Genomic DNA, 2264 nt, shown 5'->3' with positions numbered 1-2264 from the left:
CTCACGGCCTGACGCTTCGCGCGCTGGACGGCCTGCACCGGGCGGGCGGGGTGGAGAAGCTCTATGGCCCGGCGGTGAGCGACCCGGTCACGCTGATGGGGCTGCGTTTTCCCAACAAGGTGGGGCTGGCCGCCGGGCTCGACAAGAACGCCGATCACCTGGACGCCCTCGGCGCGCTCGGCTTCGGCTTCGTCGAGGTCGGCACGGTCACGCCCAAGGCTCAGCCGGGTAACGACAAGCCGCGCCTTTTCAGGCTCCTGAAGCACGGCGCGATCATCAACCGCTTCGGCTTCAACAACCAGGGCGTGGCACACCTGGTGGCGCGCGTGCGTGCCCGCCAGTACGGCGGCATCGTGGGGATCAACATCGGCAAGAACCTGACCACCCCGGTGGAGAAGGCGCTCGACGACTACCTCGCGTGCCTCGACGCGGTACATGGCGTGGCGGACTACGTGACCGTCAACGTCTCCTCGCCCAATACGCCGGGGCTTCGAACGCTGCAGTTCGGCGAGCAGCTCGATGCGCTGCTCGGGCCGATCCGCGAGCGCGCCAACCTGCTCGACGCCGAGTCCGGCCGTCGCGTACCGCTTCTGATCAAGATCGCCCCGGACATGAGCCGGGAGGAGATCACGCTGGTGGCGCAGAACATCATCAAGAACGGCTTCGACGGGGTGATCGCCACCAACACGACGGTGGCGCGGGACGCGGTGGCGGGCCACGCGCATGCCGACGAGGCCGGCGGGCTTTCCGGACGCCCGGTGTTCGAGCCTTCCAACGAGGTGATTCGGGCGCTGCGCGAAGAGCTTCCCACCCTGCCGATCATCGGCGTGGGCGGCATCGACAGCCCCGCCAAGGCGAAGGCCAAGCTCGAGGCCGGGGCGGATGTGATCCAGCTCTATTCAGGGCTCATCTACGAAGGTCCGGCGCTGGTGGGGCGCTGCGCGAAGGCGCTGGCGCAGGGATAGGAACAAGCAGCAAGGGCGAGAAGCAGGAGCGTGAAGCAAGGGTATGAACGAGGGTGTGAAACAGGGGGGTGAAACAGGGGTGTGAAATAGAGCCACGAAAAAGCCCGCGCTGGTTCAGGCGGGCTCAGTCGGTTTCAAGCTTTTGAAGGGCGAGGGTCAGGTCATGACCATCGGATTCTTGTGGATACCAGAGACGCCCGTCATGCCGTCCCACTGGTCGCCGCGACCTTCACGCCAACCGCTCATCCAGTATTCGCGTAAATTGATGTCTTGACTGGGGCAATCGTCCCGGGAGCGACCCGTGACACCCGCTTTGTAGCCGTGAACGTAGGCACGCTGGAAGCGATCACGCTTTTGTCGTTTCATTGGCTGACCTCTTTTATGTAAAGCCTTTGGTATGAAACGGCCTGCCGGGAACAAGTGTAGGGACCGGCTGCCATTTCGGAGCTTACTTCAAGAGCGGGTGCTGCCTTGAACCACCGCCTGGCACTCACGTGCGAAGCGGCCCAGGGCAAACCCGACAAGCCATGGGTCGATCGGTCGTTGCAGGTCGAGCCTGCCGGCCAAAAGGATCAACCCTGACATGAGACGCATGCGTCAACAGTAGCTACTCTCTTATTGTTAGCCCATCATGAGGTCGGTTGTCGACCCCCAAATTGTCATCGAACGTAAACACATTTGCCATCTACAGGAATCTCGCGCTGCCACGCGCGGCTACATCTATGACCGAGTCAAGTCAATCCGCTTCGCTGGCGTTTCAAGCGACCTGCCCGAAGGGCATCGAAAGCCTTCTGATGGAAGAGCTTGCGAGCCTGGGCGCCACCGACTGCAAGGCCACGGTGGCCGGCGTCTACTTCAAGGGCGACCTGGCCTGCGCCTACCGGGCGTGTCTGTGGTCGCGCCTGGCCAACCGCGTCATCCTCATCATCGCGCGCGAGACGCTGGTGTCGAGCGCCAAGGAGCTGTACGCCGCCGCGATGAAGGTCGACTGGCCCGCCCACGTTAGCGCGAACAAGACGCTGGCGGTGGATTTCCATGGACGCAGCGACGAAATTCGCCACACCCGCTTCGGCGCGCAGACGGTCAAGGACGCGGTGGTCGACGCGCTGGCTCTCGCCGGGGTCGCGCGCCCCAACGTCGATACCAAGGCGCCGGATCTGCGCCTCTACGCTCACCTGCACCGGGCGAATTTGACGCTGGGCATCGATCTTTCCGGTGACAGCCTGCACCGGCGCGGCTATCGCCGCGAGGTGGGCCACGCGCCGCTCAAGGAGAACCTGGCCGCCGCGCTCTTGATCC

3 protein-coding genes are annotated in these 2264 nt (G+C 64.2%); 2 read left to right on the top strand and 1 reads right to left on the bottom strand.

The window, feature by feature from the left end; translation table 11 throughout:
* On the top strand, nucleotides 1–965 hold a 965-nt coding region (locus BIS11_RS15575; protein ID WP_253586491.1), incomplete at its 5' end, for a quinone-dependent dihydroorotate dehydrogenase.
* Nucleotides 966–1121: 156 nt separating this feature from the next.
* Here BIS11_RS15575 and rmf read toward each other — a convergent pair.
* Nucleotides 1122–1331 carry a ribosome modulation factor gene (gene rmf, locus BIS11_RS15570; protein WP_227388219.1) on the bottom strand — a complete coding sequence of 70 codons (210 nt, stop codon included), beginning with the start codon at nucleotides 1329–1331 and terminating at the stop codon, nucleotides 1122–1124.
* A gap of 356 nt (nucleotides 1332–1687) precedes the next feature.
* On the opposite strand from rmf, the gene BIS11_RS15565 reads away from it, so the two are divergent.
* Nucleotides 1688–2264: THUMP domain-containing protein (locus BIS11_RS15565; protein ID WP_253586490.1), on the top strand; the 577-nt coding region annotated here is incomplete at its 3' end.

Source organism: Halomonas sp. 707D4, from assembly GCF_024158685.1.
Lineage (GTDB): Bacteria > Pseudomonadota > Gammaproteobacteria > Pseudomonadales > Halomonadaceae > Vreelandella.
The sequence above is the reverse complement of the archived record's forward strand: the minus strand, read 5'-3'. Positions and strand labels throughout refer to the sequence as shown.